Below are 26,374 nucleotides of genomic sequence, written 5' to 3' on the forward strand. Positions count from 1 at the left end.
CGCATGCGTACGACCGCGGCCGCGCTGGCCACCGCCGGTGTGCTGGCAGCCACTCAGCTCGCTTTCGCCGGGGGCGCGGCCGCCGCCACCCGGGCTCCGCAGAGCACCGGCTGCCCGCTCGACATCGTGTACCCGAGCCGCTTCTACTACGACGCGCACGGCTGGGTCACCAACGGGGGCCTGTACTTCGGCCTCAAGAGCAAGACGGCCACGAGCTTCAAGAACGTCACGTTCAGCGTCTCGAACGTCAAGAACCTCCGCTTCGGCAAGGCCAAGCCCACCGGCGGCAGGATCACCCACAACACGTCCACCTCGGTGTCCGTCTCCACGGGGACGTTCAAGGGCAGGGCGAGCCTGGGCATGAGGATTCCCACGCACCTGCTCAACACCCACAGCTACCAGCTGAAGTTCACCCTGCACGGCTCGGGCTGGACCTGCGCCGTGAACCAGGGCACCTGGGGCAACTGACCCCAGGCGCCCGGTCGGCCCGCGGGAGGGCGGCTCAGTCGCCGAAGGGGCGGCGCTCGCTCTCCCGCGCCGAGGGTCCGGGGGTCGCGTCGGCGATCCACGGCCCGTCGCCGGAGGGGTCGAGGATGCCCTCCTCCAGCCAGGTGTAGGCCCCGCCGAGCACGCCCTTGACCACCTTGCGGTCGAGGGCGTCGGTGTTGGTCCACAGCCGGTCGAAGAGTTCCTCGATCCGGATGCGGGCCTGCCGGCAGAAGGCGTCGGCCAGCTGGTAGGCCTGGCGGCCGTGTTCGCCCCGGCTGCGCAGCAGTTCGGCCCGGACGCAGACCGCGCTCATCGCGAACAGCTCGGCGCCGATGTCCACGATCCGCCCCAGGAAGCCCTGCTTGGTCTCCATCCGGCCCTGCCAGCGGGACATGGCGTAGAAGGTGGAACGGGCCAGCTTGCGGGCGGTGCGCTCGACATGGCGCAGATGCCCGGACAGATCGACTTCGTGCTTGAACTCGCCGTATGTCAGGGGCAGTTGGCCCGGTCCGGCGACCAGCTTCGGCAGCCACTTGGCGTAGAAGACGCCCGCGTGCGCGCCCGCCTTCGCCTTGTCGGACAGGGACTTGTCGGGGTCGATGAGGTCACCGGCGACCGAGAGGTGGGCGTCGACGGCCTCGCGGGCGATGAGCAGGTGCATGATCTCCGTCGAGCCCTCGAAGATGCGGTTGATGCGCAGGTCGCGCAGCATCTGCTCGGCGGGGACCGCCCGCTCGCCACGGGCCCTGAGCGACTCGGCGGTCTCGTAGCCGCGGCCGCCGCGGATCTGGACCAGTTCGTCGGCCATCTTCCAGGCCATCTCGGAACCGTAGAGCTTGGCGAGGGCGGCCTCGATGCGGATGTCGTTGCGGTCCTCGTCGGCCATCTGGGAGGAGAGGTCGAGGACGGCCTCCAGGGCGAAGGTGGTGGCCGCGATGAAGCTGATCTTGGAGCCGACGGCCTCGTGCAGCGCCACCGGCTTGCCCCACTGCTCACGCTCCGCCGACCACTCGCGGGCGATCTTCAGACACCACTTCCCGGCACCCGCGCACATCGCCGGCAGCGACAGCCGGCCGGTGTTCAACGTCGTCAACGCGATCTTCAGGCCCGCGCCCTCGGGGCCGATCCGGTTCGCGGCCGGGACCCGCACCTGGTGGAAGCGGGTGACGCCGTTCTCGATGCCGCGCAGACCCATGAAGGCGTTGCGGTTCTCGACGGTGATGCCCTCGCTGGTCGCCTCCACCACGAACGCGGTGATGCCGCCCTTGTGCCCCTCGGACTTCGGCACCCGCGCCATGACCACGAGCAGGTCGGCGACCACCCCGTTGGTGGTCCACAGCTTCACCCCGTCGAGGACGTAGTCGTCCCCGTCGGGTACGGCCGTGGTGGCGAGGCGGGCAGGGTCGGAGCCGACGTCCGGCTCGGTGAGCAGGAAGGCGGAGATGTCGGTGCGGGCGCAGCGGGGCAGGAAGGCGTCCTTCTGCTCCTGGGTGCCGAACATCTTCAGCGGCTGGGGCACGCCGATCGACTGGTGGGCGGAGAGCAGCGCGCCGACGGCGGGGCTCGCGGAGCCGACCAGGGCGAGGGCCTTGTTGTAGTAGAGCTGGGTGAGGCCGAGACCGCCGTACTTGGGGTCGATCTTCATGCCGAGGGCGCCGAGTTCCTTCAGGCCCGTGACGACCTCGTCGGGGATGCGGGCCTCGCGCTCGATGCGGGCGGTGTCGATCGTGGACTCGCAGAACGCGCGCAGCTTGGCGAGGAACTCCTCGCCGCGCCGGACGCTCTCGGGGTCCGGGAGCGGGTGGGGGTGGATGAGGTCGAGCCGGAAGCGCCCGAGGAACAGTTCCTTGGCGAAGCTGGGCTTGTGCCAGTCCTGCTGCCGGGCGGCCTCCGCCACCTGACGGGCCTCGCGCTCGGTGACGGTGGTGCGTGAAGTGGTGGGGGCCGACATGAGGCTCACCTCGCCGCGAAGAGGGATGATTGCGGACCGTTCGTTACCGACCAGTGCTACTGGATCGTTGGTACCCGAAACGGGCCGACCTCACCACCCCTCGCGCGTCCATCCGGCCGAAAGCCCTGCCGCAGCCCCGGCGCATGGGTGTGTACTGCTTCCCGGCGGCGCGTCCGGTATTTCGGCCACCTAGCGACCACGGAAAAGTCGTCGAAGCGCTTCGACACCTATGGACACCCCGACCCGGCTGAAGCTAGTGTCAATCTCACCCTCATTCAGCCACGTCAGCAACGCGCAGTAGTCGAAGCGCTTCACAGAGCTTGGAGCACGGATGGTCACCCTCGCCGAGGTCGCCCAGCACGCCGGAGTCTCGGCGAGCACGGTGAGCTATGTCCTCAGCGGCAAGCGGTCCATCTCCGCGACCACCCGGCAGCGGGTCGAGCAGAGCATCCGGGAACTGGGCTACCACCCCAACGCCGGCGCCCGCGCCCTGGCCGGCAAGCGGTCGAACATCATCGCGCTGATGATCCCGCTGCGCACCGACATGTACGTGCCGGTGATGATGGAGATCGCCATCGCGGTGGCCACCACGGCCCGCACCCACGGCTACGACGTCCTGCTGCTCACCGGGGAGGAGGGGCCCGACGCGGTGCGCCGGGTGACCGGCAGCGGTCTCGCCGACGCGATGATCCTGATGGACGTCGAGCTGGAGGACGAGCGGCTGCCGCTGCTGCGCAGCACCGACCAGCCGTCCGTCCTGATCGGGCTGCCCGCCGACACAGCAGGCCTGACCTGCGTCGACCTGGACTGGACCGCGACGGGCGCGATGTGCGTGGAGCACCTGGCGGGGCTCGGTCACCGTGACGTCGCTGTCATCGGCGAGGCCCCGGCCGTCTACGAGCGGCACACCGGTTTCGCCGAGCGCACCCTCGACGGGCTGCGTTCCCGGGCCCGCGAGACGGGCGTACGGGTGCTGCACCGCCCGTGCGACGGCGGCTACGACGCGATGGCCGTGACCCTGGCCCGGATCCTCGACGAGCGGCCGGCGACGACCGGGTTCGTGGTGCAGAACGAGTCGGCGGTGGAGCCGCTGCTCGCCCTGCTGCGCCAGCAGGGCCGGGCGGTGCCGGAGGACGTGTCCGTGGTCGCGATCTGCCCGGACCAGGTCGCCGTGCAGGCCTCGGTGCGGCTGACCTCGGTCGCCATCCCGGCACAGGAGATGGGCCGGTACGCGGTCGAGCACCTCGTGGCCAAGCTGGACGGGCGGGGCGGCGACGAGGTCGTGCTGCTCGCGCCCGAGCTGACGCTGCGGGCGAGTTCGGGACCGGCACCGGCCGCCTCCTGACGTACCTGCACGTGCTCCGGCCGCGTCCGGGGCACGCCTCTGCCTGCCGGGCTTCCCGGAGAATCTGCGGTACTGGGCGGGGACGGGTCCGGAGGTCGGCAACCTGTACCCGCGCTAGAACGCCCGCACCATCCACGAAGGCCTGCGCGCACAGGGCGAGGAGGTCATCACCCTCAACCGCTCGGCGTGGGCGGGCAGTCAGCGCTACGGCGCCGCCCTGTGGTCCGGTGACATCGGCACCGACTTCGCGACCCTGCGCCGCCAGATCGCGGCCGGCCTCAACACCGCGCTGTCCGGCATCCCCTGGTGGAACACCGACATCGGCGGCTTCCACGGCGGCGACCCGGACGACCCGGCCTACCGCGAGCTGATGGTCCGCTGGTTCCAGTTCGGCGCGCTGTCCCCGCTGATGCGGCTGCACGGCTTCCGCGACCCGGGCATGCCGCTGGGCCCGGAGATGACGGGCGGTCCGAACGAGGTGTGGTCGTACGGCGAGGAGGCCGGCGCGATCCTGGAGAAGTACCTGCGCCTGCGCGAACGCCTCAAGCCGTACGTGCTCAAGGTCATGCGGGAGGCCCACGAGGAGGGGCTGCCGGTGCTGCGCCCGCTGTTCCTGGAGTTCCCGGACGACCAGGCGGCCTGGTCGGTGGACGACGCCTACCTCTTCGGCCGGGACCTGCTGGTCGCCCCGGTGCTGACGGCCGGCGCGACGGCCCGGACGACCCACCTCCCGGCGGGGGCGCGCTGGACGGACGCGTGGACGGGTGAGACGTACGAGGGCGGTACGGCGGTGACGGTGGACGCCCCGCTGGACCGCATCCCGCTGTTCCTGCGGGACGGCGCCGAGCTGCCGATCGCCGAATGACGGCTGGGGGCCGGCCCGCACGGGACCGGCCCCCCTGCCCACCGCTCAGCTGCTGCTGATGCGCTCGCTGTTGACGGTGAAGTCCAGTCCGCCGGAGGAGGAGGTGATCTCGAAGCCGAACTGGAGGTCACCGATGGTCACGTCGCCGAACCAGCCCTTGGTGTCCTTGATCCACTTCAGGATCGGCAGGACGTTCACCGTGCCGGAGCTCGAGTTGGAGCTGCGGACGAAGGAGAAGACGTCGTTGGAGCCGTTGTTGCCCTTGTAGACGGTCCAGGTGGAGCCGCCGAGGGTCACGGTGCCCTGCGAGGTGCCGAGCGGGCCGACGGCGCCGGTCTTGTTGACCCAGAGCATGATCTCGTACTTGTGGCCCGTGTCCCAGATGTCGTACGCCGTCTCGTAGGCCCCGGACGACGGGACGGTGACGTTGTAGCTGCTGCTGAGCGAGGACAGGGAGCTGATCGACTTGTTGATCACCTTCTTGGCGTTGGGGTAGGACTTGATGCCGCCGGTGTTCGGGTGGTTCGCCCAGACGCCCCAGTTGGTGCCGGAGTTGGCCCAGATGCACTGGCTGCCGGCGCCGGAGCCCCAGATGTCGTTGTAGAGGGTGTAGCCGTTCAGCGTGGTGCTGCCCCACTGGTCGCAGGAGCTCCAGACCGCGGCGGAGGCGGGGGCCGAGGCGAGGCCGACGGTGGCGCCGAGGGCGAGGGCGGGGGCTGTCAGGGCCTTGGCGACCCTGCCGAGCGTGCTTGTTGCCATGGTGTCCCTTCCATGGGGGGGGAATTGACGGTGTTTCTCGGTCACCGCGCCCCCAGGACGAGGACGCGGTCTTCTCCGGCGACGAGGTCGAGCGGTCCGGCACTGGAGGAAGTCCGCAGGTCGATGCGGGCGGTGCGGGCGGTGCGGCTCGGTCTGAGGATGACCGTGGCCTGTTGCGGAGCCCAGCTGAGGTCGAGCTCCGCGCCGAACCGGGTGCGCACGCCCCGGAGTTCGCCGTACGGGCAGGCCTCCGGGACGGCGGGCAGCAGCACGAGCCGGTCCGGGGTGGACTGGACGAGCATCTCGATCAGGACGCCGGGCAGGGTGTGCGCGGCGTCCGCGTTGTGGACGTCCCGGCGCGGGTAGTGGGCGCTCATCAGCGAGGCGTGGAAGAAGTCGCCCTCCAACACCTGGCGCAGGGCGTGGGCGGCACGGTCACGGTCGCCCAGGCGGGCGGCGACGAGGGCGTGGTGCAGATGGCCGTGGGCCGAGTGGTTCTCGGCGCCGCGCAGTCGGAGCGCCCGGTGGGCGGCGGCCAGGTCGGGGGTGTCGTGGGGGGTGATCTCGTCCAGGGGCCAGACGCCGTAGAGGTGGCTGAGGTGGCGGTGGTCGTAGGTGTCCTCCAGGCCGGGCCAGGCCCATTCGGCGAGCGCCCCGTCGGCGTTGATCCGGTGTGCGGGCAGCCGGTCCGCCAACGCCCGCCATGTCCCTGCCCGTTCGGGGTGGTAGCGGGCGGCGGTGAGCAGGGCGTGCCGGGCGGCGGAGAGGTCCATGGCGGCGTTGAGGGCGCCCCAGCTGCCGTTCGCGGGACGGTTCTCCGGCGAGTAGGAGGGGACGACGGCCAGCCGTCCCTCGGTGTCGGTGCGGGTGAGGAAGTCCTCGTAGAAGAGGGCCGCCTCGGCGAGCGCGGCGGCGGTGCGCGGGTCCCGGGTGCCGTGGATCTCGTCGTGGTCGACGAGCGGTTTGAGCAGCCAGTCCGCTCCGGCCGTCCACAGGTGCAGGGGGTATTCGCGGCTGAAGTGGTACGTCAGCCCGGACTCGCCGTCGGTGTGCGAGGGCGCGACGGCGCCCCGGGTGCCGAAGATCGCGCGGGCGTTGGTCCGCCAGTCCGGCAGCTGCCGGGCGACGAGGCCGGCCAGCGCCTCGGTGACCTCGGGCAGGGCGGCGGCGGGCGCGGCGGCGGTCTGGAGGCTGAGGTTGGCGTTGGTGGTGAAGGCGCCGGACCAGGCGGTGTTCCAGTCGCCGGTCCACAGGCCGGTGAGCCGGGGCGGGTTGCGGCCGCTGCTGGAGAGCAGGTGGTAGCGGCCGGCGGCGAAGAGCCGTTCCAGCAGGGCCGGGCTGTGCGGGCGGCGCAGCAGCTCGGAGCCGGGCAGGGCGCGCTCGGCCGGATCGGCGCCGAGGTCCAGTGTCACCCGCCGGTAGGCGGTGCGGTGCCGGTCCAGGTGGCGGCCGAGGAGGACGTCGTACGGCCGCTCAGTGCCGTTTTCGGTGCCCTCCAGCAGGGTCTGGAGGCGCCGGGCCTCGGCGGCCACGTCCGCCTCGCCGGTGTGCCGGTGTACGCGGGTGAGGAGCAGGATCCGGTGGGCGCCGGTGACGCGGACGGCCGGCGGGACGAGTTCGGTGCTGCCCCCGTGTACGGCGACGAGGGTCACGCCGGTGTAGGACCGGCCGCTGCCCGGATAGCGGGCGCGCAGGCTGAGCAGGGCGCCCTCGGGGGTGAGCAGCGCGCCGTGACCGACCCGCAGCCCGGCCGGTGCGCCGGGCAGCCGGTGGTCCAGGCCGATGTCGAGGTCGGCCGCCGCGAGCTCGTGCACGATCACGTCGTCCGCGCGGGAGACGAAGACCCGGCTGCGGAAGTCGGCGCAGGAGGCCGTGACCTCACCGGTGGTGAAGTCGACGGTCCGGCGGTACCCGTGCCCGTGCCCGCTGCCGCCGGATGTGTGCAGCCGTACCTGGAAGGCGGGGTGGAAGGGCTGTACCCATTGCAGGGGGCGGCCGTCGGTGAAGCCCTCGGCAGCGGTGCGGTCGCCGTCGAGCAACCGGTCCTGGAGTGCGGGCAGTTCGGCGGCCAGGCGGGGCGGCTGGGCCCGCTCGCCGCCGTTGGGCCGGACCAGGGTGTGATGCGTGACGATGACCCGGTCGTCGTTCGGATCACCGAACACAAGGATGCCGTGGTGGCCGTTCCCGGCCAGGAAGGCGTCCTCCCAGCGGGCCGCCGGGGCCGGCTCCCAGGTCCCGTGGACCGGTCCGTCGCTCATGGCCGCAGCACCGCCACTCCGTAGCGGCCCAGGGTGAGCGAGCCGGTGCCCCTCCCGCCGCCGAGCAGGTCGTGATGGCTGCCCGGGCGGTCGTTCGGCGCGGCCTGTCGGGGACCGACTTCGACGAGCAGTCCGGCGTCGCGATCGTGGACCGGACGAGGACGGCGGGCGACGCGGTGACACCGGCGGACGGCGGGGCGGCCGAACTGGTCTACCGCGCCTGCGACTTCGGTACGGGGGTGCGCGAGGTGACGGCGCGGGTGGCGGGCGAGGGTGTGCTGGAGGTGTCCCTGGACGGCGGCCCGGTGCTGGCCGCGCTGACCCCGGCCGGCCCCACCGCCGGCGTCTACGCCTACACCACCCTCGGCGCCGGCCTGGTCGCCGACGGCGTGCACGACGTCCGCCTCAGGCTGCGCGGCCCGCTGCGGCTCGCGCACGTCGGCTTCTCCGGTTGAGGGTCCGGAGGGCGCCGACGACGCAGAGGGGCCCGGCACCGAAAGGCAGCGGTGCCGGGCCCCTTCTGCAGGGCGGGCAGCGCCCTGCAGAGCCTGAAAGCGGTTACCCTCAGTGGTTCTTGGCGAGGGCGGACACGAACCGCAGGGCGTCGAGCGTGCCCACGCCGGTGGCCATGTCGTAGCCGTTGACGGCCTTGTAGCCCGTGACGCCCTGGTAGCTGTTGTCGGTGCCGTCGTTGACGTCGACGATGCCCGGGTTCTTCTGCTTCAGCAGGGTGTAGAGCGCCGGGTTGAGGTCGCCCAGGCGGTGGCCGGCCGCCTGGTCGGCGAGGGCGACGATGCCCGAGAACAGCGGGCTGGCCTCGCTGGTGCCGCCGGAGACGCCCCAGCCGGTGGCGGTCGGGTCGTAGCTGGAGTACACCCAGGCACCGCCGTTGACCGCGGCGGCCATCGAGATGTCCGGGGTGCCGCGGCGGGTGCCGACCACGTTCTTCACACCGTCCTGGAAGCCCGGGCGGGTGAACACGTGGGACTGGCCGCCGCCGCCCGCGCCGTTGTCGTTGTAGACGCTGTCCGGCTTGACGCGCCGGCCCTTGTCGTTCAGGTGCAGCTGGGTGCCGCCGATGGAGGTGACCAACGGGTCGGAGGACGGCCAGGAGTTGACGCGGTACTTGTAGAACGTCTTGCCGTCCGCCATGGCGTCGGTGGCGCCGCCGTCACCGGAGGAGCCGAGCACGGTCACGTGCTTGCGCTGCGCGTCCTCGTAGGCGTACCGCAGCTTCTTGATGCTGGAGAAGTCGCCCTTGTCGAAGCCCGGGAAGGTGTTCTCGGTGGCGCCGAAGCTCTGGCTGATGACGTCGCCGACCCCGTGGTCGATCATGTACTTCTCGGCGGACATCATCTCCGGCAGACCGGTGGTGCCCTCGGTCTCGGCGACCGCCGTCTCCACCAGGACGATCTTGGCGTCGGGCGCGACGGCGTGGGCCATCTCGACGTCCAGCGAGGTCTCGCCGGCCCAGCCGGTCATGTCGGGGTTCTTGGGGTCGAACTTCGGGACGTGACCCCACTTGACGACGTTGACCTTGGTGCTGGGCAGCCCGAACTGCTTGCTGTAGACGTCCAGATCGTGCTGGACGGTCGGGGACCCGAAGGAGTCGACGATGACGATCGTACGGCCCTTGCCCGTGATGCCCTTCTTGTACAGCGGGTTCAGGTTGTACGCGGTGCGGTACTGCAGCGGGTTGTAGCAGTTGATGTGCCACTTGGCCTGGCACTGGGCGATGGGAAGGGGGCTGGCCACGCCGTGGACCAGGTTGTGCCCCGCGATGGCCGGCTGCGCGAAGGTGTGCGGTACGCCGGCGGGCGCGGCGCTGGTGGCGCCGGCCGAGGAGATGGTCGCCAGTCCTGCGGCGACGAGTGCGGCAGTGGCGGCGGAAGCCGCGAGGCCGCGCCCGGTACGGGCTATGCGCATGTGTTCCCCTGACAAATCCCTGAGACGTCCTGAGTCGGACGAACTGGTCAGGCGCATCCCATCGGGAGAGTCATGGACAGATCAAGACACACAGCAGGACTCTTGAACAGCCGATGTCGAATCCTTTACTCAGAGGCAGCAAACGACAGCGGCCGGTGCCCCCGCACAGTGGGCACCGGCCGCTGCCGTTTCCGACCTGTCCGTGGCAGGTCAGAGCGCGAGACCGGTCAGGACCAGCACGCGCTCGTAGGTGTAGTCCTCCATCGCGAACCGCACGCCTTCGCGGCCCACACCGGACTGCTTGGCGCCGCCGTACGGCATCTGGTCGGCGCGGTAGGACGGGACGTCGCCGATCACCACGCCGCCGACCTCGAGGGCGCGGTGGGCGCGGAAGGCGACCTGCAGGTCGTGGGTGAACACGCCCGCCTGGAGGCCGTACTTGGAGTCGTTGACCGCGGCGAAGGCCGCAGCCTCGCCGTCCACCTTCTGCACGGTGAGGACCGGTCCGAAGACCTCCTCGCAGGCGAGGGTGACGTCCGCCGGTACGTCGGTGAGGACGGTCGGCGCGTAGGAGGCGCCGTCACGGTCGCCACCGGTGAGCAGCTGGGCGCCGGCCTCGACGGCCTCCTTCACCCAGGACTCCACGCGCTTGGCGGCGTCCTCGCTGACCAGCGGGCCGACGTCCGTCTTGGCGTCGGAGGGGTCACCGGTGACCTGGGCCTCGACGGCGGCGACGATGCGCGGCAGCAGGCGGTCGTAGACGGCGGCGTCGGCGATGACGCGCTGCACGGAGATGCAGGACTGGCCGCCCTGGTAGTTGGAGAAGGTCGCGATGCGGGTCGCGGCCCAGTCCAGGTCCGCGTCGCTCGCGAAGTCGGCGAGGACGACGGCCGCGCCGTTGCCGCCCAGCTCCAGCGTGCAGTGCTTGCGCGGCACCGAGTCCATGATCGCGTAGCCGACCTTGTCGGAACCGGTGAAGGAGATCACCGGCAGACGCTCGTCCTGGACCAGGGCGGGCATGCGGTCGTTCGGGACCGGCAGGACCGACCAGGAGCCGGCCGGCAGGTCGGTCTCGGCCAGCAGCTCGCCCAGGACCAGGCCGGAGAGCGGGGTGGCCGGGGCCGGCTTGAGGATGATCGGCGCACCGACGGCGATCGCCGGGGCGACCTTGTGGGCGCACAGGTTCAGCGGGAAGTTGAACGGCGCGATGCCGAGCACGACACCCTTCGGGAAGCGACGGGTCAGCGCCAGCCGGCCCTGGCCGCCGGCGTCGGTGTCGAGCCGCTGGGCCTCGCCGCCGTTGAACCGGCGGGCCTCCTCGGCGGCGAACCGGAACACGGAGACGGCGCGACCGACTTCCCCGCGGGCCCACTTGATGGGCTTGCCGTTCTCGGCGGAGATCAGCTGGGCGATCTCCTCGGTGCGCTCGACCAGCCGCTTGCTGACGTGGTCCAGGGCGGCGGCGCGCACGTGCGCCGGGGTGGCGGCGAACTCGTCCCGCACGGCGTACGCGGCGGCCACGGCCTCCTCGACCTGGGCGTCGGTCGGCACGCCGACCTTGCCGACGAGCCGGCCGTCCCACGGTGAGCTGACGTCGAAGGTGTCCTCGCCGGTGACCTGGCGGCCGGCGAGCCAGAAGGCGTGGATCGAAGTCATGCGCGATTCCCGGCCTTTCCGCGTTGGAGGTGTGCTGCTTGGCTTTCGTGGTCAACGGTAGGGCGGGGGTGGCCGGCGGTCGCTTGTCCGGGTCGTAGCAGTAGCGGAACCGCGCACTACTTTTTGGACTATTCGGCGCTGGTCGCCTTCAGGGCGAGCCACAGCTCCATCCGCACGTCCGGGTCGTCCAGGGAGCGCCCCAGGATCTCCTCCACCCGCCGCATCCGGTACCGGAGCGTGTGCCGGTGCACCCCGAGGTCCGCGGCAGCGGCGTCCCACTGCCCGTGCCGCGACAGCCACGCCCGCAGCGAGGCCACCAGATCGCCCCGCCCCGTCGCGTCGTGCTCGTGCAGCGCCCGCAGCAACCCGTCCGCGAACGCCTTCACCGCGTCGTCGGCGAGCAACGGCAGCACGGACCCCGCGGCCAGCTGCTCGTGCTCCACCAGCACCCGCCCCCGCCGCCGCGCCACCGACAGCGCCTGCTCGGCCTGCTTGTAGGCGGCCGCGGCGGCGATCGGCCCGGCCGGCGCGGACAACCCGACGACCAGTTCCTCCTCCTCGCCCCCGGCCTGCTCCGCCACCGCTCGTGCCGCCTCGAGCGCGCCGGCGTACTGCGTACCGGCTGCCACCGCCGCTCCCCCGTCCGCGGCGAGCACCACCAGCCGCTCCCCCTCGGGCACGACCAGCACGGCCTCCCCCGAGCGCGCGGCGGCGGACTCCATGCTCTCCGCCAGCCCGCCCAGCGGATCGCCGCTCAGGTCACCGGTGGCGGGCGCGCCGCCGCCGGCACCCGCCGTCCGCAGGTGACCATGGGCATCGGCATGCGCCCGAGCGGCGGATCCCGGCACCGACTCGGCGACGATCATCCGGAACGGCGCGTCGAGCAGTCCGCCGTACAGGTCCCCGGCGACGGCCCGGGCGTGGTCGGGTTCCCCGGCGAGGAGCATGCGCAGCACGGCCGTGCCGACGCGCTGTTCGGCCGCGTGCAGGGAGCGGGAGCGTTCGGTGGTGAGGGTGAGCAGGGCGATGGCGGAGTGCACGGCGTACCGCTCGGCGGTGCCGAGGGCGGCGGCGGTGCCGACGGCGAGCGCCGCGCGCGGCCGCCGCCCCGTCCCCAGGGAGTGCAGCTCGACCCGGTCCTCGTGATCGGGCCCGCCGACCACGGAGGAGGCGGGCGCGGGCCGCTCCCGCAGCCGCTCGACGTCCGCCGTCAGCCGGGCGGCCCGCCGTCCGGCCCACTCGGGCGCGGCGGCGACGACGGAGCCGGCGGCGTCGTACAGCGCGGCCCACCCGTCGACCTGCCCGGCGAGCGCGCCGAGCAGCCCCTCGGGCCCGGAGGTCAGCGCCTGCTTGGTCAGCTCCCGCTGCGCGGCGAACCCGGCGGTGACGGCCCGGTACTGGTCGGCGGCGATGGCGGCGGAGACGGCCTTGCTGATGGCGAGGAAGGGGGTGCGCCGGGGAACCTCCAGCAGCGGCAGCCCTTCCGTCCGGCAGGCGTCGACGAGGGCCGCCGGAATCTCCTCGTAGTTGACGCCCACGGCGAAGCCGAGCCCCACGACACCGGCCCCGACCAGCCGCTTCACATACCGCCCCATGGCCTCGGGATCTTCCGCGTCCAGCTTCAGCGCGGTGATCAGCAGCAGCTCGCCGCCCTCCATGTACGGCACCGGGTCGGCCAGCTCACTGACGTGGGCCCAGCGGACGGGCACGTCGAGGCGGTCCTCGCCCGCGCGCACGGTCAGCTTCAGCGCGGAATGGTGGACGAGCGAGGCGAGGGTAGGGGGCATCGGTCCTTCAGATGACGGAACACCGGGCGTCCGGGCGGGCAGTGTGCGGACAGTGTGACGACGGGATGGATCCTTTGGCCGAACCGTATGAACGACCTACACCGATTCTGCCTCACCGTACGGTCCCCCGCCGCCCCGTCACCCCCTCAGATCCACCAGCAACGGCGGCGCGTGCTCCCCCCGCACACTCGTCAACGACAACACCGCATGCCCGGCCGGCACCCCATGAGCCAACTCGGAGGCCGACCAGCGCTCCCGCTCGACCTGCCGCACGGTGACGGCGCGAGCGGTGGGTGCCTGTCCCGTGATGACCCGGCGCAGGATGTGCACGGCCTTGCCGGCCGGGGTCTCGGCGATGATCTGGCGATCGGTGACGTCCCGGGTCTCGGTCCACTCCTTGCCCCACACTTCGGCGAAGTCCTGCCCGTCCCAGGGGGTGACTCCGGACAGTGCCATCCGGCAGCCGATCGCGCCGAGCAGCGGACTGCGCAGCGGCCTGGGCACGTCGTCCAGGGTGCGCAGGGTGAGCACCGCGCCGGCCCCCGCCGAACGCAGCCGCTGGATGCCGCGGACCGCCTCCGGGGTGATGGCGCCGGAGGCGTCGTCGAGGATCAGGCAGGCGAACAGCGACCGGTCCTCCCGTACGGTCACGGCCGCCGTGAACTGGGCGAGCACCAGCCGGGCCAGGATCCGGGAGGCATCGGCGTGCCCGCGCTGGGGCAGGTCGATGCGGACCCGTACCGGGTGGTCGAGGGCCTTGAGCGAGAACGGCCGGGTCTGGTCGGAGGTGTCGAAGAAGCCGGCGAAGGCGGGCCGGTCGAGCAGGGCGATCCGGTCGGCGAGCACGGTGCCGACGTCACCCGGGTGGGCCATCTGCCGTTCGCGGGCGTCGAGTTCCCGCAGGAGCCCTTCCTGTCCCGTGTCCGTCAGCGCCTTGCGCAGCGCCGCGAGCGGGCCGGGAGCGCCGTCGAGGAGCCGGCGCAGCTCGGGCACGGACGGAAAGCGGTCGTGGACGGCCCGGAAGGGACCCAGCAACTGGGCGAGAACGGTCGCCGAGCGGCGGCTGTCGCTGCCCGGGTGCGCATCGGCGAGGTCGCCTGCGAGGGCCTCGGCGAGTATGGCGGCGGCCTCGTCGGGGTCGGTGGTGCCCCCGTAGAGGTCGAGGTCGTAGACGGACTCCGGCTGACCGATGCGTACGACGACGTCGTAGGCCTCGTCCGAGCCGAGTCCGGCGCCCACCGCACCGACGACGACGACACAGGCGCGCCCGGCGAGGGCGTGCAGGCACAGGGACTCGGCGAGCGGCCGTACCACCGCACCGGTCTTGCCGGAGCCGGACGGACCGACGGCGAGCAGCGAGGTGCCGAGCAGGCCGGGATCGAGGCCGAGGCCCGCGCCTCGGTAGTGGTAGGGGTTGCGGGGGTCGTCGGCGGCGGTGCCGAGCCGGACCTGGCCGGTGATCAGGTCGTGGCGGGCGTGCCGCACGGGCAGGTCGCGTTCGCCGGAGGGATGCAGGCAGGCGGCGGAGCCGTCCTTGAGTACGGCGCCGGTGAACGCGGCCAGGCTGTGCCGCCCCGAGCGCACCCCCTGCCAGGCCCGGCTGATCCGCGCGTGATCGACGTCCCGCATGAGCCCGGCCCGCGCCTCGGCGGCGAGGCGCTCGGCGGCCTCGTGGGCACCGGCACGGCGCAGGTGGGGCCATTCGGCCGGGTCCTGCTCGGGTGCCGGCGGGCGCTCGGCCACCGGCACGGCCGGACGCCAGGCCGGCGGGCCGTAGCGGCGCCAGACCTCCCCCCAGCGGCCGAGACGGCCGACGATCAGCACAATGGCGAGCGCGATGACGGTGTAGTACCCGTACCAGAGGAAGGCACGCGAGACATTGCTGTCGCTGTTGCGCCAGGAGTCGGGGACGAGCAGTTCGAGAGGGAGCACCCACCAGCTGCCGAGGTAGCCGTTCCACAGCAGGGACCAGACCAGCCAGCCGACCAGGAAGGCGATGAGGGCGCCGCTGATCAGCTGCCGGGCCGGGAGCCGCTCGGGCTCCTGTTCGGGCCGGGGCCGGTGTCCGAGGCGCCACACGCCGGGCGCCGCCTCCGGGCGGGAGGTCCGCAGCCAGGTCAGGAAGGCGGAGCCGTCCGGTTTCGGCGGCAGGCCCGGCGGCAGTGCCGGCATGGGCGGCACCGTGCCCCGCTCGGTCGGTGACGCCGGGCGAGGTACAGGATGCGCATGCGTGCCGCGCGCGTCTCGCGTGCCGTCGCTGTCCATCGCCCTTGCCCCCTGACCAGCCGTTCCGTCGAACCGTCAGCCAGCAATCTAACGCCCCCGCAAGGGGAGTTCACCGCTTACGCGGCCGAGAGCGCCCGCCGACTGGGCGTACCCCGGCCGCCCGGCTATGTCCACCACGGACAACCGGGGTGAACGACAACGCCCACATGGAGCATGCCCACCCCCCACCCCCGGCCCTAGCCTGCGAAGAAAGAGTAGGTAAGCGGCCGGAGACTCACCGCCCGGGATCGTCCGGGACGCCAGATCAGACCGCTCGGTACGCAAGATCATCAGGAGCCCCCATGACCGCACTTCCGCAGGAGCGCCGCGTCGTCACCGCCATCCCCGGCCCGAAGTCGCAGGAGCTGCAGGCCCGCCGTACCGCCGCGGTCGCGCAGGGCGTGGGCTCCGTGCTGCCGGTGTTCACCACCCGCGCCGGTGGCGGGATCATCGAGGACGTCGACGGCAACCGGCTCATCGACTTCGGGTCCGGTATCGCCGTGACCTCCGTCGGCGCCTCCGCCGAGGCCGTCGTACGCCGTGCCTCCGCCCAGCTCGCCGACTTCACCCACACCTGTTTCATGGTCACCCCCTACGAGGGGTACGTGGAGGTCGCGGAGGCGCTTGCCGAGCTGACCCCGGGTGACCACGCCAAGAAGTCCGCGCTGTTCAACTCCGGCGCCGAGGCCGTCGAGAACGCCGTCAAGATCGCGCGTGCGTACACCAAGCGGCAGGCCGTGGTGGTGTTCGACCACGGGTACCACGGGCGGACCAACCTGACCATGGCGCTGACGGCGAAGAACATGCCGTACAAGCACGGGTTCGGGCCGTTCGCGCCCGAGGTGTACCGGGTGCCGGTGGCGTACGGCTACCGCTGGCCGACCGGTGCGGAGAACGCCGGGCCGGAAGCCGCCGCGCAGGCCATCGACCAGATGACCAAGCAGGTCGGCCCGGACAACATCGCCGCGATCATCATCGAGCCGGTGCTGGGTGAGGGCGGCTTCATCGAGCCCGCGAAGGGCTTCCTGCCGGCCATCCGGCAGTTCGCCGCCGACAACGGGATCGTGTTCGTCGCGGACGAGATCCAGTCCGGCTTCTGCCGGACCGGTCAGTGGTTCGCCTGCGAGGACGAGGGGATCGTCCCCGACCTGATCACGACCGCCAAGGGCATCGCCGGCGGGCTTCCGCTCGCCGCCGTCACCGGGCGCGCGGAGATCATGGACGCCGCGCACGCCGGTGGGCTCGGCGGTACGTACGGCGGCAACCCCGTCGCCTGCGCGGGTGCGCTCGGCGCCATCGAGACCATGAAGGAGCTCGACCTCAACGGCAAGGCCAAGCGCATCGAGGAGATCATGAAGGGTCGCCTCACCGCCATGGCCGAGAAGTTCGACGTCATCGGCGACGTGCGGGGCCGCGGCGCCATGATCGCCATCGAGCTGGTCAAGGACCGGGCCACCAAGGAGCCGAACCCGGAGGCCACCGCCGCCCTCGCCAAGGCCTGCCACGCCGAGGGCCTGCTGGTCCTGACCTGCGGCACCTACGGCAACGTGCTGCGCTTCCTGCCCCCGCTGGTGATCGGCGAGGACCTCCTCACCGAGGGCCTGGACATCATCGAGCAGGCGTTCACGCGCATCTGAGTGCGCACATCCGAGCGGCTGGTCTCCCCCTGAAGGGTGCCTGCGGCAGGCCGTGTGAAGAAGGTGTGCGGGGTGGATGACGGGAGCCGATTCCGTCTGCCCAAGCGGCCCGGCCTGCCGTAGGTTCTACCCAGATGAGAGATACACCCCGCCCACAGGGGACTGTGGGCGATTTCAGGCCGGGGCCTCCCCAGCTTCGACCTGGTCGTGCCCTCGCGCACACAACCGGCGCCTGACGGCTCCGGGATCTCCTCACCGATCGGACGGTCGCCGCCCCAAACCCCCCGGGGCGCGCGACGTTCCGATCCGGACGGCCGCCTCGGAACTACCCCCCCTGTTCCGGGGCGGCCGACCTCCTTCTCCTTCGCCCCTGTGGGCCGCGCCCCGGCCGATGCGGCGCGTTCCCGCGTGCCGGGCCGAGCGGACCTGCGAAGCTGGGCACCGTGTCAACCCGTCACCGCGCACTCCTCGCCCTTCCGGCCGCCCTCTTCGCCCTGATCACCTGGCAGGTCGTGGTCCACGGCCCGCTGCTGCGCCTGGACTCGCACCTCAGCCGGGACCTGGTCCATCCGGACGGGTTCGGCCAAGTCCTCTCCGACCTCGGCAACGTCCAGGTCGCCGTCCCGGTCCTCGCCGCGGCCGCGGTCTACGCCCTCCGGCGGGGGCGCGCGACCGGCGCGCACCGGTGGTGGCTGCCCCCCGCGGCGGCGGCCGTCCTGATGGCGCTGGTCCCGGCGATCGTCGCACCGCTCAAGGACTGGACGGCGCGGCCGGGACCCTCCGTGGAGCCTCCTCCGGGCGTCGGCTACTTCCCTTCCGGGCACACGGCCACGGCGGCCGTCGCCTACGGCTCGGCGACCCTGCTGCTGCTCTCCTGGCTGCGCTCCACGACCGCCCGCCGGATCCTGGTCACCGGGTGCGCGGCCCTGGTCCTCGGGGTGTCGTACGGTCTGGTCCGCCACGGCTATCACTGGCCACTGGACGTGGTGGCCAGCTGGTGCCTGTGCACGGTGCTGCTGACCGCCCTGTCGCTGGTTCCGGGCGTCGGCCGGAGCATGCGCCGGCGGTCTTCCGGCACTCCCGGCTGAGGGCGGAGCTGGGGGAGCCCGCGGATCCCGGACGCTACCCTTCCCCGTCCTCTCCCCCGGCCAGCCGCGCCGCCGCCTCGTGCATCGCCAGTTCCAGCAGCGCGGGGTCGGTCAGCGTGCCCGAGCCGTCCGGCTGGACCAGCCAGCGCACGCCCCGGGTCGCCCGGCCCGGATACGGCACGACGATCCAGGTGCCGACTCCGGCGGAGCGGACGCCGGTGCCGACCCAGCGGGCCGCGGTGCCCGGCGGCACGAAGAACCCGACCCGGTTGTCGCCGAAGTCGACGAGCACCGGGCCGGGGTGGTCGAGCACACGGGTGAGCACGTCCAGGGTCGGGTAACCGAGGTCGCCCGGCAGGATCAGTACGTCCCAGGCCCGGCCGGCGGGCAGCAGCGCGATGCCCAGGGGATTGCGCTCCCATTCCCGGCAACAGGCTTCGGGGTCCGGTGCGACGGATGCCAGCCATTCGACGGCCGTCTTCGCCCCAGTCATCGCAAGGCCTCCCTGTCTCTCGCCCGACCGACCGACGCGGTCGCGTCAGGGGGAGAGAGGGAGGCCTTCCGGGGACATTACGCGGATTCCGCATGCCCTTCATGTGACCTAGGTCACATGTCAGTCCGATTCCCAGTGGTCATGGTCGTGATGGTCGTGGTCGTGGTGGAAGTAGGAGTCGTCGTAGTAGTAGTCGTCCCCGCAGTGGTGCCTGTCGTGGTGGTCCCAGTAGTCCCGGTCGTGGTGGTCGTGCCGGGGAGCCATGGTCACCGCGGACACCGGGTGCATCGGCGCCGCCGAGGCGGTCACGGCCGGGAGCATGACGCCTCCGGCGACGACGGCGGCGGACACCGCCGCCGTCGCCAGGCCCAGGCGGCGCTTGGCACGGGAGTCGTCGTGGTTGCGGAAGACGCGGGTGATGCGGGTGATGCAGTTCATGATCTTCTCCTGCCGATCCGGTGTGGAAGTCGGTGCCTCCCGGTGAGGCCCGTGCTTCCAGTACGCCGGAACGCGGGAGCTCGGTCATGCTCCGGAAACTCGTGGCTTGACCCAGCCACCACGACCGGGTACAAGGCCTCAGCTGTCGAAGCCCAGCCCCAGCCTGTCCATCGTCCGCAGCCACAGGTTGCGGCGGCCGCCGTGCGCGTCGGCGCGGGCCAGGGACCACTTGGTGAGGGCGATCCCGGTCCAGGCGAACGGCTCGGGCGGGAACGGCAGCGGCTTCTTGCGGACCATCTCCAGCTCGGTCCGCTCGGTGCGCTCCCCGTCCAGCAGGTCGAGCATCACGTCCGCGCCGAAGCGGGTCGCGCCGACGCCCAGACCGGTGTACCCGGCCGCGTACGCGACCCTCCCCTGGTGCGCCGTGCCGAAGAACGCCGAGAAGCGCGAGCAGGTGTCGATCGCGCCGCCCCAGGCGTGGGTGAAGCGGACGCCCTCCAGCTGCGGGAAGCAGGTGAAGAAGTGGCCGGCGAGCTTGGCGTACGTCTCCGGGCGGTCGTCGTACTCGGCGCGCACCCGGCCGCCGTAGTGGTGGATCGCGTCGTAACCGCCCCACAGGATGCGGTTGTCGGCGGAGAGGCGGAAGTAGTGGAACTGGTTGGCGCTGTCGCCGAGGCCCTGTCGGTTCTTCCAGCCGATCGACGCCAGCTGGTCGGCGGTGAGCGGCTCGGTCATCAGCGCGTAGTCGTAGACCGGGACGGTGTAGGAGCGCACGCGGCGCAGCAGGTTCGGGAAGATGTTGGTGCCGAGCGCGACCCTGCGGGCGCGGACCGCGCCGTACGGCGTGCGTACGGCCATCCCGGCGCCGTACGGCTTCAGCGTCAGCGCGGGTGTGTGCTCGTAGACCCGCACCCCGAGCCGCAGACACGCCCGCTTCAGGCCCCAGGCCAGCTTCGCCGGGTGCAGCATGGCCACGCCCCGGCGGTCCCACAGGCCGGCCTCGAAGATGGGTGAGTTCACCTGCTCGCGCACGGCGTCGGCGTCCAGGAACTCGATGCCGTCCGCGAGTCCCTGCTCGGCCAACTCCTTGTGCCAGTCGCGCAGTTCCCAGGCCTGGTAGGTCTCGGTGGCCACGTCGATCTCGCCGGTGCGCTCGAAGTCGCAGTCGATGCCGTGCCGGGCGAGCGCGGCCTCGATCTCGTCGAGGTTGCGCCGGCCCAGCTCCTGAAGCTTCTGGATCTCGTCGGGCCAGCGGGTGAGGCCGTTGGGCAGCCCGTGGGTGAGGGAGGCGGCGCAGAAGCCGCCGTTGCGGCCGGAGGCGGCCCAGCCCACCTCGCGGCCTTCCAGCAGGACCACGTCCCGCTGCGGATCGCGCTCTTTCGCGCCCAGCGCGGTCCACAGTCCGCTGTAGCCACCGCCGACGACCAGCAGGTCGCAGGTGTCGGCGGAGGTGAGGGCGGGCTCGGGGTGGGGCTTGCCGGGGTCCTCCAGCCAGTACGGAACCGGCTGGGCTTCGGAGAGAGAAGCGATCCAGTTGTCTTTGCCACGGCTCATGGCGCTTGGGGCCATGATTTCAACTCCCTACAGAGGACTTTCCGAAAAGGCGCTTCTGAAAAGGCCTACGCCTTCTGGTTGTTACGGCGGTTGGTGACGAGCATCGAGAACAGCGTGATCAGAACCGCGACGAGGAACATGGCCGTACCGATCACATTGATCTGGACCGGTGTTCCGCGCTGCGCCGAACCCCACACGAACATCGGGAAGGTGACGGTCGAGCCGGCGTTGAAGTTCGTGATGATGAAGTCGTCGAAGGAGAGCGCGAACGACAACAGCGCGCCCGCCGCGATGCCCGGTGCCGCGATGGGCAGGGTGACCCGCAGGAAGGTCTGCACGGGGCCCGCGTACAGGTCCCGGGCAGCCTCCTCCAGGCGCGGGTCCATCGACATCACGCGCGCCTTGACCGCGGTGACGACGAAGCTGAGGCAGAACATGATGTGGGCGATGAGGATCGTGTAGAAGCCCAGCTGGGCGCCCATGTTGAGGAACAGGGTGAGCAGCGAGGCGGCCATGACGACCTCGGGCATCGCCATCGGCAGGAAGATCAGCGAGTTGACGGCGCCGCGGGCGCGGAAGCGGTAGCGGACCAGGGCGAAGGCGATCATCGTGCCGAGGATCGTGGCGCCGATCGTGGCCCAGATCGCGATCTGGAGGCTGATGGACAGCGAGCCGCACATGTCGGCGACGCCGCACGGCTTCTTCCAGGCGTCCAGGGAGAACTGCTGCCACTCGTAGTTGAAGCGCCCCTTCGGCTTGTTGAAGGAGAACACCGTCACGATGACGTTGGGCAGCAGCAGGTACGCGAGCGTCAGGATGCCCGCGATGACGACGAGATGGCGCTTGAGCCAGTTGACGAAGGGCATTTAGACCAGGTCCTCCGTCCCGGACCGGCGGATGTAGATCGTGACCATGGCCAGGATGGCGGCCATGAGGATGAAGGAGAGGGCCGCGGCGGTCGGGTAGTCCAGGATCCGCAGGAACTGCGTCTGGATGACGTTGCCGATCATGCGGGTGTCGGTGGAGCCGAGGAGTTCGGCGTTGACGTAGTCACCGGCCGCCGGGATGAAGGTCAGCAGCGTGCCGGAGACCACGCCCGGCATCGACAGCGGGAAGGTGACCTTGCGGAAGGTGGTCCAGGGCTTGGCGTACAGGTCGCCGGCCGCCTCGTGCAGCCGTGGGTCGATCCGCTCCAGCGAGGTGTACAGCGGCAGGATCATGAACGGCAGGAAGTTGTACGTCAGTCCGCACACCACCGCGAGCGGCGTGGCGAGGACGCGGTCGCCGGCCGTCCAGCCGAGCCAGTTGGTCAGGCCCAGGATGTGCACCGAGTTCAGGACGTGCACCACCGGACCGTTGTCGGCGAGGATCGTCTTCCAGGCCAGGGTGCGGATCAGGAAGCTGGTGAAGAACGGCGCGATCACCAGGATCATGATCAGGTTCCGCCAGCGGCCCGCGCGGAACGCGATCAGATAGGCCAGCGGGTAACCGAGCAGCAGGCACAGGACCGTGGCCGCGGCCGCGTAGAAGACGGACCGCAGGAACTGCGGCCAGTACTGGCTCAGCGCGTCCCAGTAGGTCGCGAAGTGCCAGGTGACCTTGTAGCCCTCCTCCAGGGAGCCCTGCTGCACGGAGGTGGAGGCCTGGTAGATCATCGGCAGCGCGAAGAAGACGATGAGCCAGAGGATGCCGGGCAGCAGCAGCCAGTACGGCGTGAACCGGCCCCGCCTTCGCGGGGGCTTCTTCTCCGGCGCGGTGGGCGCGAGGGGCGGGGGCGCCTCGGTGAGCGTCGACATCAGACGGCCGCCTCTTCCTCGGTGCCCGCGTCGATGTCCTGGGCGGCGTCCAGGCCGAAGGTGTGCGCCGGGCTCCAGTGCAGCACGACGTCGGCGCCGGGCACGAGCCGCCCGTCGCGCTCGACGTTCTGGACGTACACCGCGAGCTCGTCGCAGACCGGGCTGTCGATCACGTACTGGGTGGAGACACCGATGAAGCTCGCGTCGGCGATCTTGCCGGTGAGCCGGTTGCGGCCCTCGGGGATGTCCCCCGCGTCGTCGGCGTGCGTGAGGGAGATCTTCTCCGGGCGGATGCCGACCAGCACCTTGCCGCCGGCCGTCGTCGGCGCCGAACATCGCGACTCGGGCAGCACCAGCTTGCCGCCGCCCGCCTTGAGCACGATGTCGTCGCCGCTCTTGGTGTCGACCTCGGCCTCGATGAGGTTGGAGGTGCCGAGGAAGTTCGCGACGAAGGTGGTGTTCGGGTTCTCGTACAGGTCGGTGGGCGAGCCGAGTTGCTCGACGCGGCCCGCGTTCATCACGGCGACCGTGTCGGCCATGGTCATGGCCTCCTCCTGGTCGTGCGTGACATGGATGAAGGTGATGCCGACCTCGGTCTGGATGCGCTTGAGCTCCAGCTGCATCTGGCGGCGCAGCTTGAGGTCGAGGGCGCCGAGCGGCTCGTCGAGGAGGAGCACCTTGGGGTGGTTGATGAGCGCGCGGGCGACGGCGACCCGCTGCTGCTGGCCACCGGAGAGCTGGTGCGGCTTCTTGCGCGCCTGCTCGCCGAGCTGGACGAGGTCCAGCATGTCCTCGACCTGCTTCTTCACGCTCTTGATGCCGCGCCGGCGCAGACCGAAGGCGACGTTCTCGAAGATGTCGAGGTGCGGGAAGAGCGCGTAGGACTGGAAGACGGTGTTCACCGGGCGCTTGTACGGCGGCAGGTGGGTGACGTCCTGGTCGCCGAGGCGCACGGTGCCGGAGGAAGGTTCCTCCAGGCCGGCGATCATGCGCAGGGTGGTGGTCTTGCCGCAGCCGGAGGCGCCGAGCAGGGCGAAGAAGGAGCCCTGTGGCACGGTCAGGTCCAGCGGCTGCACGGCGGTGAAGCCGTTGTCGTAGGTCTTGGAGATACCGGAGAGGCGGACGTCGCCGCTGTTGTCTGGTGTCGTCATCGTCGTCACGCCCCTGTGAGCTTCGAGAACTTCTGCTGGTAGGCCGTCTCTTCCTGCTGCGTCAGCGAGCGGAAGGCATGGGACCGGGCCTGCATGGCCTTGTCGGGAAGGATCAGCGGGTTGTTCGCCGCGGCCTTGTCGATCTTGGCAAGATACGGCTTCACCCCCGCGACCGGGCTCACGTAGTTGATGTAGGCCGCGAGCTCGGCGGCCGGCTCGGGCTCGTAGAAGAAGTCGATGAGCCGCTCGGCGTTCGTCTTGTGGCGCGCCTTGTTGGGGATCAGCATGTTGTCGGTCGACGTCATGTAGCCGGCGGCCGGGATGACGTAGTCGACGTCCGGGTTGTCCGCCTGGAGCTGGACGATGTCGCCGCCCCAGGCGACACAGGCGGCGAAGTCGCCCTTGGTGAGGTCGGAGGTGTAGTCGTTGCCGGTGAAGCGGCGGATCTGGCCCTTGTCGACGGCCTTCTGGAGGCGGGCGATCACCTTGTCGTAGTCGTCGTCGGTGAACTTCGCCGGGTCGATGCCCATGTCGAGCATGGTCATGCCGATGCTGTCGCGCATCTCGGTCAGGAAGCCGACGCGGCCCTTGAGCCCGGGGTTGTCGAGCAGGTCGGAGACCGACTTCACCTCGATGCCGTTGAGGGCCTTCTTGTTGTAGGCGATGACGGTCGAGATGCCCTGCCAGGGGTACGAGTACGCCCGGCCCGGGTCCCAGTCGGGGGCACGGAACTGGTCCGACAGGTTGGCGAAGGCGTGCGGCAGGTTGGACGGGTCCAGTTTCTGGACGTACCCGAGGCGGATCATGCGGGCGGCCAGCCAGTCGGTGAGCACGAGCAGGTCGCGGCCGGTGTCCTGGCCGGCGGCGAGCTCCGGCTGGATCTTGCCGAAGAACTCGTCGTTGTCGTTGATGTCCTCGGTGTACTTGACCTGGATGCCGGTCTGCTTGGCGAACGCGTCGAGCGTGGGGTGCCGCTTCGTCTTGTCGTCCACGTCGATGTATTCGGGCCAGTTGGAGAAGTTGACGATCTTCTCCTTGGCCGAGTGGTCGTCGGCGGACACGCCGCCTTGCGTCTTGTTGGCCGGCGGGATCCCGCAGCCGCTCAGCGCCCCGAGTCCGCCGACCGCGAGTGCGCCGCCCGCGGAAGCGCGCAGCAGCGACCGGCGGGTCATCGCTGCCCGGCCGCTGCGCTGACTGCGCCGTATGGCGGCGACTTCGACCGGCGTGAGGCGGTCGGGCTCGTACTGCTCCATGCGCGTGGTGCCCTTTCGGGAGGAATGGGAGGTCGGCCTGGTCGAGGGCCGGAGCGTCACACCCGGCGGCAGCCGGTCGAACGGCTGCTACCGGTCCCCGAAGATCGTGCGGTGCCAGTCCTTGCGGGCAACCGCCGTATTGTCGAACATTACGTGCTTGACCTGCGTGTACTCCTCGAAGGAGTACGCCGACATGTCCTTGCCGAAGCCGGACGCCTTGTAGCCGCCGTGCGGCATCTCGCTGATGATCGGGATGTGGTCGTTGATCCACACACAGCCCGCCTTGATCTCGCGGGTGGCGCGGTTCGCGCGGTACACACTGCTGCTCCACGCGGAGGCGGCGAGGCCGTACGGGGTGTCGTTGGCCAGGCGGATGCCCTCATCATCACTGTCGAACGGCAGGACGACCAGAACCGGGCCGAAGATCTCGGACTGGACGATCTCGCTGTCCTGGGCCGCGCCGGCGATCAGGGTCGGCCGGTAGTAGGCGCCCTTGTCCAGCTCGCCCTTCGGGGCCTCGCCGCCGGTCACCACGCGCGCGTAGGCACGCGCGCGGTCGACGAAGGCGGCCACCCGGTCGCGCTGGACGTGCGAGATGAGCGGCCCGAGGTCGGTGCCGGGCGCGAAGGGATCACCGAGCCGCACGCTCTCCATCAGGGCGGCGGTCTGCTCCACGAAGGCCTCGTACAGCGGCCGCTGCACGTACGCGCGCGTGGCGGCCGTGCAGTCCTGGCCGGTGTTGATGAGCGCACCGGCGACGGCCCCGTGGACGGCGGCCTCCAGGTCGGCGTCGTCGAAGACGACGAACGGCGCCTTGCCGCCGAGCTCCAGATGCAGCCGCTTGACCGTGGCGGTGGCGACCTCGGCGACGCGCCTGCCGACGCCGGTGGAGCCGGTGAAGGAGGTCATGGCGACATCCGGGTGGCCGACCAGGTGCTCCCCCGCCTCCTTCCCGGTCCCGGTCACGACGTTGATCACACCGTCGGGGATGCCGGCGTCGGTGGCGGCCTGGGCGAAGAGCAGCGAGGTGAGCGGGGTCAGCTCGGCGGGCTTCAGCACGATGGTGTTGCCGGCGGCGATCGCCGGGAGGATCTTCCAGGCGGCCATCTGGAGGGGGTAGTTCCAGGGCGCGATCGATCCGACGACACCGATCGGCTCGCGCCGGACGTACGACGTGTGGTCCCCGGAGTACTCACCGGCGGACTGCCCCTGCAGATGCCGGGCGGCGCCCGCGAAGAAGGCGGTGTTGTCGATGGTTCCCGGCACGTCGAACTCGCGGGTGAGCTTCAGCGGCTTGCCGCACTGCAGGGACTCGGCCCGGGCGAGGTCCTCGGCGCGCTCGGCGAGGACGGCGGCGAACCGGTGCAGGGCGTCGGAGCGCTCGCCCGGGGTGGCCGAGGCCCAGCCAGGGAACGCCTCGCGCGCGGCGGCGACGGCCGCGTCGACGTCGTCGGTGCCGGCCAGCTCGTAGGTGTACACCGCGTCGCCGGTGGCGGGGTCGACCACGGCGTGGGTACGGCCCGAGGTGCCCTTCGCCGGCCGGCCCGCGATGAACTGCGCGCCGTCGGCGAATCGCTCCTCGGCGGGAAATCGTTCCGGGGTGGCGGTGCCCGGGTTGTGCATGTCGCTCTCCTCCGCCGTTCGCCCCGTCCCGGGGGGTGGG

The 26,374-nt window shown here is 71.2% G+C and carries 20 protein-coding genes and 2 pseudogenes; 6 read left to right on the top strand and 16 right to left on the bottom strand.

Going from position 1 to position 26,374, the window contains the following annotated elements; all coding sequences use genetic code 11:
* The first annotated feature begins 3 nt into the window (after positions 1–3).
* Positions 4–468: a hypothetical protein gene (locus tag ACWC2T_RS15910; protein WP_450670951.1), complete on the top strand. Its 465-nt coding sequence runs from the start codon at positions 4–6 to the stop codon at positions 466–468.
* Positions 469–502: 34 nt separating this feature from the next.
* Here ACWC2T_RS15910 and ACWC2T_RS15915 read toward each other — a convergent pair whose 3' ends face one another.
* Positions 503–2,440 (bottom strand): acyl-CoA dehydrogenase family protein, encoded by a 1,938-nt coding sequence (locus tag ACWC2T_RS15915; protein ID WP_450670952.1) that lies wholly within the window; start codon positions 2,438–2,440, stop codon positions 503–505.
* Between the two features lie 331 nt (positions 2,441–2,771).
* On the opposite strand from ACWC2T_RS15915, the gene ACWC2T_RS15920 reads away from it, so the two are divergent.
* Positions 2,772–3,785 (top strand): LacI family DNA-binding transcriptional regulator, encoded by a 1,014-nt coding sequence (locus ACWC2T_RS15920; protein WP_450670953.1) that lies wholly within the window; start codon positions 2,772–2,774, stop codon positions 3,783–3,785.
* A 43-nt stretch (positions 3,786–3,828) separates the two neighbouring features.
* A pseudogene (locus tag ACWC2T_RS15925) lies at positions 3,829–4,650 on the top strand (glycoside hydrolase family 31 protein); the annotation flags it as partial.
* 45 nt (positions 4,651–4,695) lie between these two features.
* On the opposite strand, the gene ACWC2T_RS15930 reads toward ACWC2T_RS15925, so the two are convergent.
* From ACWC2T_RS15930 to ACWC2T_RS15940, 3 genes are read right to left on the bottom strand one after another with little or no spacing between them, the layout of a single operon-like run.
* The gene (locus ACWC2T_RS15930; RefSeq protein ID WP_450670954.1) at positions 4,696–5,409 is read right to left on the bottom strand and encodes a glycoside hydrolase family 12 protein; all 714 of its coding nucleotides are present in this window, start codon (positions 5,407–5,409) and stop codon (positions 4,696–4,698) included.
* 41 nt (positions 5,410–5,450) lie between these two features.
* Positions 5,451–7,667: a glycosyl hydrolase family 95 catalytic domain-containing protein gene (locus ACWC2T_RS15935; RefSeq protein ID WP_450670955.1), complete on the bottom strand. Its 2,217-nt coding sequence runs from the start codon at positions 7,665–7,667 to the stop codon at positions 5,451–5,453.
* Positions 7,664–7,798 carry a Beta-galactosidase C-terminal domain gene (locus tag ACWC2T_RS15940; RefSeq protein WP_450671061.1) on the bottom strand — a complete coding sequence of 45 codons (135 nt, stop codon included), beginning with the start codon at positions 7,796–7,798 and terminating at the stop codon, positions 7,664–7,666. Before ACWC2T_RS15940 ends, ACWC2T_RS15935 begins: the two co-directional genes overlap by 4 nt.
* Between ACWC2T_RS15940 and ACWC2T_RS15945 the strand changes: the two are divergent.
* Positions 7,745–8,122: pseudogene (locus ACWC2T_RS15945) on the top strand (carbohydrate-binding protein); the annotation flags it as partial. The gene ACWC2T_RS15940 and the pseudogene ACWC2T_RS15945 overlap by 54 nt on opposite strands.
* Before the next feature lie 109 nt (positions 8,123–8,231).
* On the opposite strand, the gene ACWC2T_RS15950 reads toward ACWC2T_RS15945, so the two are convergent.
* The 4 genes from ACWC2T_RS15950 to ACWC2T_RS15965 all read right to left on the bottom strand — a co-directional run bounded on the left by ACWC2T_RS15950 (position 8,232) and on the right by ACWC2T_RS15965 (position 15,301).
* Positions 8,232–9,593 (bottom strand): S53 family peptidase, encoded by a 1,362-nt coding sequence (locus ACWC2T_RS15950; protein ID WP_450670956.1) that lies wholly within the window; start codon positions 9,591–9,593, stop codon positions 8,232–8,234.
* 210 nt (positions 9,594–9,803) lie between these two features.
* Entirely contained in the window at positions 9,804–11,249 is a 1,446-nt protein-coding gene (locus tag ACWC2T_RS15955; protein WP_450670957.1) for an aldehyde dehydrogenase family protein, read from the bottom strand.
* 128 nt (positions 11,250–11,377) lie between these two features.
* A complete protein-coding gene (locus tag ACWC2T_RS15960; RefSeq protein ID WP_450670958.1) occupies positions 11,378–13,036 on the bottom strand; it encodes a PucR family transcriptional regulator in 1,659 nt (552 codons plus the stop codon).
* Between the two features lie 138 nt (positions 13,037–13,174).
* Entirely contained in the window at positions 13,175–15,301 is a 2,127-nt protein-coding gene (locus tag ACWC2T_RS15965; protein WP_450670959.1) for an ATP-binding protein, read from the bottom strand.
* A 302-nt stretch (positions 15,302–15,603) separates the two neighbouring features.
* On the opposite strand from ACWC2T_RS15965, the gene gabT reads away from it, so the two are divergent.
* Together gabT and ACWC2T_RS15975 are read left to right on the top strand one after the other, a co-directional pair.
* Entirely contained in the window at positions 15,604–16,938 is a 1,335-nt protein-coding gene (gene gabT, locus ACWC2T_RS15970) for a 4-aminobutyrate--2-oxoglutarate transaminase (protein WP_450670960.1), read from the top strand.
* A 443-nt stretch (positions 16,939–17,381) separates the two neighbouring features.
* On the top strand, positions 17,382–18,026 hold the full coding sequence (locus tag ACWC2T_RS15975) for a phosphatase PAP2 family protein (RefSeq protein WP_450670961.1): 645 nt from the start codon (positions 17,382–17,384) through the stop codon (positions 18,024–18,026).
* A 34-nt stretch (positions 18,027–18,060) separates the two neighbouring features.
* On the opposite strand, the gene ACWC2T_RS15980 is transcribed toward ACWC2T_RS15975, so the two are convergent.
* From ACWC2T_RS15980 to ACWC2T_RS16015, 8 genes are all read right to left on the bottom strand, one after another.
* Positions 18,061–18,519, bottom strand: coding sequence for a hypothetical protein (locus tag ACWC2T_RS15980; protein WP_450670962.1), 459 nt, complete (start codon positions 18,517–18,519; stop codon positions 18,061–18,063).
* 120 nt (positions 18,520–18,639) lie between these two features.
* A complete protein-coding gene (locus tag ACWC2T_RS15985; RefSeq protein ID WP_450670963.1) occupies positions 18,640–18,957 on the bottom strand; it encodes a hypothetical protein in 318 nt (105 codons plus the stop codon).
* A 138-nt stretch (positions 18,958–19,095) separates the two neighbouring features.
* Complete coding sequence (locus ACWC2T_RS15990) at positions 19,096–20,526, bottom strand: NAD(P)/FAD-dependent oxidoreductase (RefSeq protein WP_450670964.1); 1,431 nt, start codon at positions 20,524–20,526, stop codon at positions 19,096–19,098.
* Positions 20,527–20,576: 50 nt separating this feature from the next.
* The gene (locus ACWC2T_RS15995; protein ID WP_450670965.1) at positions 20,577–21,377 is read right to left on the bottom strand and encodes an ABC transporter permease; all 801 of its coding nucleotides are present in this window, start codon (positions 21,375–21,377) and stop codon (positions 20,577–20,579) included.
* Entirely contained in the window at positions 21,378–22,307 is a 930-nt protein-coding gene (locus ACWC2T_RS16000) for an ABC transporter permease (RefSeq protein WP_450670966.1), read from the bottom strand.
* Positions 22,307–23,458 carry an ABC transporter ATP-binding protein gene (locus ACWC2T_RS16005; RefSeq protein WP_450670967.1) on the bottom strand — a complete coding sequence of 384 codons (1,152 nt, stop codon included), beginning with the start codon at positions 23,456–23,458 and terminating at the stop codon, positions 22,307–22,309. Before ACWC2T_RS16005 ends, ACWC2T_RS16000 begins: the two co-directional genes overlap by 1 nt.
* A gap of 5 nt (positions 23,459–23,463) precedes the next feature.
* Positions 23,464–24,711 (bottom strand): ABC transporter substrate-binding protein, encoded by a 1,248-nt coding sequence (locus ACWC2T_RS16010; RefSeq protein ID WP_450670968.1) that lies wholly within the window; start codon positions 24,709–24,711, stop codon positions 23,464–23,466.
* Between the two features lie 87 nt (positions 24,712–24,798).
* Positions 24,799–26,334: a gamma-aminobutyraldehyde dehydrogenase gene (locus ACWC2T_RS16015; protein ID WP_450670969.1), complete on the bottom strand. Its 1,536-nt coding sequence runs from the start codon at positions 26,332–26,334 to the stop codon at positions 24,799–24,801.
* Positions 26,335–26,374: the final 40 nt, after the last annotated feature.

The sequence above is a fragment of the Streptomyces sp. NPDC001393 genome (genome assembly GCF_053597455.1).

Coding starts and splice junctions, on each gene's coding strand:
- ACWC2T_RS15910 (WP_450670951.1), top strand. CDS start 4: ATGCGTACGACCGCGGCCGCGCTGGCCACCGCCGGTGTGCTGGCAGCC.
- ACWC2T_RS15915 (WP_450670952.1), bottom strand. CDS start 2,440: ATGTCGGCCCCCACCACTTCACGCACCACCGTCACCGAGCGCGAGGCC.
- ACWC2T_RS15920 (WP_450670953.1), top strand. CDS start 2,772: ATGGTCACCCTCGCCGAGGTCGCCCAGCACGCCGGAGTCTCGGCGAGC.
- ACWC2T_RS15930 (WP_450670954.1), bottom strand. CDS start 5,409: ATGGCAACAAGCACGCTCGGCAGGGTCGCCAAGGCCCTGACAGCCCCC.
- ACWC2T_RS15935 (WP_450670955.1), bottom strand. CDS start 7,667: ATGAGCGACGGACCGGTCCACGGGACCTGGGAGCCGGCCCCGGCGGCC.
- ACWC2T_RS15950 (WP_450670956.1), bottom strand. CDS start 9,593: ATGCGCATAGCCCGTACCGGGCGCGGCCTCGCGGCTTCCGCCGCCACT.
- ACWC2T_RS15955 (WP_450670957.1), bottom strand. CDS start 11,249: ATGACTTCGATCCACGCCTTCTGGCTCGCCGGCCGCCAGGTCACCGGC.
- ACWC2T_RS15960 (WP_450670958.1), bottom strand. CDS start 13,036: ATGCCCCCTACCCTCGCCTCGCTCGTCCACCATTCCGCGCTGAAGCTG.
- ACWC2T_RS15965 (WP_450670959.1), bottom strand. CDS start 15,301: ATGGACAGCGACGGCACGCGAGACGCGCGCGGCACGCATGCGCATCCT.
- gabT (WP_450670960.1), top strand. CDS start 15,604: ATGACCGCACTTCCGCAGGAGCGCCGCGTCGTCACCGCCATCCCCGGC.
- ACWC2T_RS15980 (WP_450670962.1), bottom strand. CDS start 18,519: ATGACTGGGGCGAAGACGGCCGTCGAATGGCTGGCATCCGTCGCACCG.
- ACWC2T_RS15985 (WP_450670963.1), bottom strand. CDS start 18,957: ATGAACTGCATCACCCGCATCACCCGCGTCTTCCGCAACCACGACGAC.
- ACWC2T_RS15990 (WP_450670964.1), bottom strand. CDS start 20,526: ATGGCCCCAAGCGCCATGAGCCGTGGCAAAGACAACTGGATCGCTTCT.
- ACWC2T_RS15995 (WP_450670965.1), bottom strand. CDS start 21,377: ATGCCCTTCGTCAACTGGCTCAAGCGCCATCTCGTCGTCATCGCGGGC.
- ACWC2T_RS16000 (WP_450670966.1), bottom strand. CDS start 22,307: ATGTCGACGCTCACCGAGGCGCCCCCGCCCCTCGCGCCCACCGCGCCG.
- ACWC2T_RS16005 (WP_450670967.1), bottom strand. CDS start 23,458: ATGACGACACCAGACAACAGCGGCGACGTCCGCCTCTCCGGTATCTCC.
- ACWC2T_RS16010 (WP_450670968.1), bottom strand. CDS start 24,711: ATGGAGCAGTACGAGCCCGACCGCCTCACGCCGGTCGAAGTCGCCGCC.
- ACWC2T_RS16015 (WP_450670969.1), bottom strand. CDS start 26,334: ATGCACAACCCGGGCACCGCCACCCCGGAACGATTTCCCGCCGAGGAG.